Here is a 5540-nt window from a genome sequence, read left to right on the forward strand (position 1 = left end):
AGGGATTGCCAACGCGTGGCGACTTTAGTGCAAAATTGAAGTTCAGTGTTTACGGTGTGTTTTTTAAGTTCGGCGGTGCGTTGTCAACCCCTTAGCCGGGCGTTATGCAACTCAGGTAAATTTAGGGGTTCAATCTTTTTAGGTTTCTCCGGCCATTCGTTTTGTGTTGTCGGCAAATGAGCATTTTTATCCTAAAATTCTTGGTTCACTCAAGCCGTAAAACAGGCAAAGTTCTTTGTTTGCCTCAATAAGTTTTTGTGCTGGTTTGTTGGCAATTCAGAGTGCGCAAAGTGTGGAAAGGGTAAGTTTATCGAGCATTTTGCATTTGCTGAAAGTCTTGCTTGTTGAGTTTGTCTCATTCAAAAGCTTGGTTTGTTGTTGAACGGTGGACTTTGTTTTGGCGGCTCATTTATCACCGTTCTTGTTTGGGGTGGTTCTTGAATCACTCAACCATTGCAATTGTGGCTTTTGGTCGTGTAAATTCAGTTTATCTCATTGAATTTGCATAACAAACGGCTCAAGAGGGATTGCCAACGCGTAGCGACTTTAGTGCAAAATTGCAGTTCAGTGTTTACGGTGTGTTTTTTAAGTTCGGCGGTGCGTTGTCAACCCCTTAGCCGGGCGTTATGCAACTCAGGTAAATTTAGGAGTTCAATCTTTTGGGATTTCTCCGGCTGTTCGTTTTATGTTGTCGGCAAATGAGCTTTTTTACCCTCAAATTCGTGGCTAACTCAAACCGTAAAACAGGCAAATTTCTTTGTTTGCCTCAATCAGTTTTAGTGCTGGTTTGTTGTCAATTTAGCGTGCGCAAAGTGTGGAAAGAGCAAGTTATTCGCTCATTTCGTACTTGCTGAAAGTCTTGCTCGTTGAGTTTGTCTCATTCAAAAGCTTGGTTTGTTGCTGAAAGGTGGACTTTGTTTTGGCGGCTTATTTATCTCGGCTCCTGCTTGGGTTAGTTCTTGAATCACTCAACCATTGCAATTGTGGCTTTTGGTCGTGTAAATTCTGTTTATCTCATTGAATTTGCATAACAAACGGCTCAAGAGGGATTGCCAACGCGTGGCGACTTTAGTGCAAAATTGAAGTTCAGCGTTTACAGTGTGTTTTTTGAGTTCGGTGGTGCGTTGTCAACCCCTTAGCCGGGCGTTAGGCAAAGTGAGTTTTTATCAGCTAAATCGAGTTGGAATTGAACGGTAAATTCTATGTTTTCTGGCTTAAATTAAGCAATAAATCGTCATCACATATTTGTTGTTTCTTGATCGCGTTGGGTTGCTTTTCGTTGTGAATTTAGCGGCAAAATAACCTTCAGCATCCAAACGTCCGCCGAGCATGCTACGCTCGTCACTTTTCTTCCAAATCGCTAAATTTGAGTTTTTTGGTTTCTTTGCTGATTTGAGATTTTGGTTTATAAATGAATCGGTTAGTTTGTTTCAAGTTTACAAAAAAGCTCGTTCTTTGGTTGTGAAAGTGTCGGTGTCAATTGGTTGGCCTAACAAACGGCTCAAGAGGGATTGCCAACGCTTGGCGGCTTTAGTACAAAATTGAAGTTCAGGGTTTACGGTGTGTTTTTTGAGTCTGGCAGTGCGTTGTCAACCCCTTAGCCGGGCGTTATATGCTTTCAAAATCTTTGAGTAAAAGGGAGTTTAAAATGATTTTAAATCACGTCTCAGTTGGTGTCTCAAATGTGGCATCTGCTGTGTTTTTTTACGACTCAGTTCTATCCGCTTTGTCCATAAAACGCTCTCATTACATCGAAAATGTAGCGGCTGCCTACGGCGAAAATTTTGAGTTTTGGGTCGGTTGTCCATGCGAAAGTGTTGCATCTTCTGGTAACGGTACTCACATTGCTTTCAATGCGCCGAATCAAGATGCCGTTGACCAGTTTTATGCTACTGCATTGGAGCTTGGTGGTTCGTGTGCAGGCAAGCCAGGTTTGCGTCCTGAGTACGGTGAAACTTACTATGCGGCGTTTGTTCGAGATGTTGACGGAAACAAACTTGAAGCAGTCTTTATGTAGTTGAAACTACGCATATAACAAACGGCTCAAGAGGGATTGCCAACGCTTGGCGACTTTAGTGCAAAATTGAAGTTCAGTGTTTACGGTGTGTTTTTTGGGTTTGGCGGTGCGTTGTCAACCCCTTAGCCGGGCGTTATGCAACTCAGGTAAATTTAGGGGTTCAATCTTTTGGGATTTCTCCGGCCATTCGTTTTGTGTTGTCGGCAAATGAGCATTTTTACCCTCAAATTCGTGGTTAACTCAAACCGTAAAATAGGCAAATTTCTTTGTTTGCCTCAATTGGTTTTAGCGTTGGCGCGTTGTCAGTTTTGCGGGTGCAAAGTGTGGAAAGGGCAAGTTTATCGAGCATTTTGTGCTTGCTGAAAGTCTTGCTTGTTGAGTTTTCCTGATTCAAAAGCTTGGTTGGTTGCTGAAAGGTGGACTTTGTTTTGGCGGCCCATTTATCACAGTTCTTGCTTGGGTTGATTCTTGAATCACTCAACCATTGCAATTGTGGCTTTTGGTCGTGTAAATTCTGTTTATCTCATTGAATTTGCATAACAAACGGCTCAAGAGGGATTGCCAACGCGTGGCGGTTTTAGTGCAAAATTGAAGTTCAGTGTTTACAGTGTGTTTTTTGAGTTCGGCGATGCGTTGTCAACCCCTTAGCCGGGCGTTAGCAATACTTAAGAAAACATATATGGAGTAGTTATATGTCTAAAAAAGATGAAATTATTGAGGTTATTAGACGCCGAAAAATTGGTGTGTTGATTCACTTTACTCAGTTAGAAAACTTACCAAGTATTTTGGAACATGGGCTGAAATGCAAAGATGATCTTAGTGACGATGTAAAATGTAATGATGAACATCGGCTAGACAACCATACCGATACAATCTCTCTCTCGATTCATCATCCAAATGACCCAATGTTTTATAAATACCGAGTTAAGGATAATAAAGTTGATTGGTGTGTGCTAGGAATAACCCCAAAAGTGCTTGTCGAAAGAGAAGTTTTATTTTGTAGGAAAAATGCAGCAAGTGCTGAAATTAGGGGCAAATTCGAAGAACAATTGAGCACAGCACATTCGTTTGAGTCGATGTTTGAAGAGATAGATGGGCACCATAGTACAAGGGCTGAACAACATTTGAATGAAAATGACCCTACAGATGTTCAGGCTGAAGTGTTAGTGAAAGGTGGCATTCCCCCTGAAATGATCACTGCTATTGCTTTTACCTCTCGACAAGCCAAAAAGAATCATCAAGATATTGTTGGTGATAGGATTATCAAAATACATCCAGAGAATGTAACATATCTATCGAGACGAGATATCCAGAGGAAGTTTAGATAATGGCTAAGAGACCGGTATTTTCACCTTATCGCGACAAGGTAGGTGTCGAGGAGAGGCTTATTGATTTCAAATGGCACTCCGGCTTTGCTGTGTCTCAAAAACAGAAGTCTATCCACTCATTGCATCAAGAAGCCAAAGTGTACGGTTATGAAGATCTCCTTGAGATCTCTAGTAAGTCTGAAGATGAGTTGGGTGTATCCTTGAGTGCATTTAACTTGCGTATTACGACAATAAAACATAAGCGTTCATTTTCAGTTGAATCTGCTTTCCAAGGTAGCAAAGTGTTTGAAAAAGGTGGACCGTTTAACGACTTGTTCTTGGCTGACTCGCTTTCGGCTAAGAGAGACATCAGGATCAAAGATTCAGGCAATTTAGTCGGCTTTAGGTTTTTTGGCAAAGATTTCCCAAATGAACCTAGAACATTTTTTTATGATTGGCTATATATCAACGCGTTGGTCCAAAACACAGAGTTGTGCTCTTCTATTCGTGATTATGATGGTTTCACTGATATTGAGTTCAATCCCGAAAAATCGATCAATTGCCAAGCTCATGCAGTGGCTTTGTATCGAAGCTTTCTATACAACGATGTACTGCAAGAGGCTTTAAGTTCTCCTGAAGCGTTTCTTGCACTAACTACAGAGCACTATGAACACCAAAAAAGAAACATTACTATTCAAAAGCATATGTTTTGATACGGTGCGCGCGTACTGCTAACAATCTGTTTAAGAGTGATTCGCAACGCTTGGCATTTTTGCTATGCGTTGCGTTTAGTGTTTAAGGTAATATGCGGCGGCTTCGGTATTGCGTTGCTCACACCTTAACAGGGCGTTATATGCTTGGAGAAAATGGTGCAATTAGAGAGTATCTTAAAAGAGATTGAACCGAAGCTAGCGAAGGGCATGATTCCTAGAACAGGTGATGATGGTAAATCGGTTGATTTATATACTGTTGGCTTCTACTTTGAAGGCGCACCGTTATATTTGCTAGAGAGTATAGATGGTAGCCAGCTTATTCTAAAAGCATGGGACGGAAGACGGTTTTCCTTAGATGCTACTTCGACATTTGAAATGGTCGAAAAGCTTGATATTCGAATAGATCATTATCATGGGTTAGTCAGTCATACTTATTGGTCGTTGTGGGATTATGTAGTCAATGAAAAGACAGGGTTGTATAAGCTTCGATCGCTGTACTCTTTATCGAAATATCATGTACCTCAGCTTTTCTTTAACCGTAAAAAGCTTCAATTCCCCCATAGAATGAAGTTACTGGGTACATTGATAGACTTCCAACTGAACGAGCCATCTAAAGCATTTTCGTCGCATGAAGTCATGACTCAACTGTACTCTCCTCGTTGGTATCTTCACCCTAAAGGTAGAGACAGCCGCAAAAGAATGGACTTGTACTTAAACTCTTTCGTTTCGTCTGGTGAGTTAGTGGTGGTAGAGCGAGGCGATTACAAAGTTACCGGCAAAGCTATAGCTACCCTAGAAAGTTATCAAATGGAGAGTGCTAGAGAAAAAGATGCGCAATATACACAGTATGCTTTAGTTTTTTTGACGTTAATACTCGCAATTATAGGAGCAATCCAATCTGGAGTCGTGAAAGTTCCAACACTTCTAGATTTTACTCAATTTTAGTACGCATATAACAATAAATTTAAGAGTGATTCACAACGCTCGGTGCTTTCACTTCAAGCCAGTTTAGTGTTTATGGCACAATGCTTTAACTAAGGTGTAAGCGTTGTTCACACCTTAATTTGGCGTTATGTGTTTGGTCAGTTTTTAGGGTCCAAGCTACGATTTCATTGAGAATTCGTTTCGTGTTTTCGGCAAGTTGGCTTGGTCGAAATGGATTCGTGAACAACCTGAGATTGATCGTTTTCAAGGTTCTTGGGTTGCCTCAATTAAGTTTTGGATCTGGTTTGTGTTGAGTTTCGTCAGTTTCAAATCGCTTTAATTGAAATGTCTTTTTGACTGATTTTCTTGCTGACATTCAGCTCTGAAAATCTGGTGACGCAAAAAATTTAGCGGTTGCTGAAAGGGCGCTTTCTTTGTTGTTGATTCTGTAAGTGGCTCTCTTTGGCTCAGAACGCTGTGAAATTTAGGTTTTGGTAAGCATCGTTTTTGTACGTAACTTATTCAAATATCTTCATTTCTACGGTGGTTTACTTTGAATTCATAGCTAAATTCACATAA

General features: G+C 40.7%; 4 protein-coding genes. All 4 read left to right on the plus strand.

The window, feature by feature from the left end; genetic code table 11:
• The first annotated feature begins 1648 nt into the window (after positions 1-1648).
• The 4 genes from EXZ60_RS18325 to EXZ60_RS18345 all read left to right on the plus strand — a co-directional run bounded on the left by EXZ60_RS18325 (position 1649) and on the right by EXZ60_RS18345 (position 4982).
• Positions 1649-2017 carry a VOC family protein gene (locus EXZ60_RS18325; RefSeq protein ID WP_129533081.1) on the plus strand — a complete coding sequence of 123 codons (369 nt, stop codon included), beginning with the start codon at positions 1649-1651 and terminating at the stop codon, positions 2015-2017.
• Positions 2018-2709: 692 nt separating this feature from the next.
• Positions 2710-3345: a DarT ssDNA thymidine ADP-ribosyltransferase family protein gene (locus EXZ60_RS18330; RefSeq protein ID WP_239969788.1), complete on the plus strand. Its 636-nt coding sequence runs from the start codon at positions 2710-2712 to the stop codon at positions 3343-3345.
• Positions 3345-4037, plus strand: a complete 693-nt coding sequence (locus EXZ60_RS18335; protein ID WP_239969787.1) for a hypothetical protein — start codon at positions 3345-3347, stop codon at positions 4035-4037. The genes EXZ60_RS18330 and EXZ60_RS18335 overlap by 1 nt, the downstream gene beginning before the upstream one ends.
• A gap of 153 nt (positions 4038-4190) precedes the next feature.
• A complete protein-coding gene (locus EXZ60_RS18345) occupies positions 4191-4982 on the plus strand; it encodes a hypothetical protein (protein ID WP_171751082.1) in 792 nt (263 codons plus the stop codon).
• Positions 4983-5540: the final 558 nt, after the last annotated feature.

This window comes from Vibrio sp. 1151_11 (assembly GCF_029478525.1).
Taxonomy (GTDB): Bacteria; Pseudomonadota; Gammaproteobacteria; order Enterobacterales; family Vibrionaceae; genus Vibrio; species Vibrio anguillarum.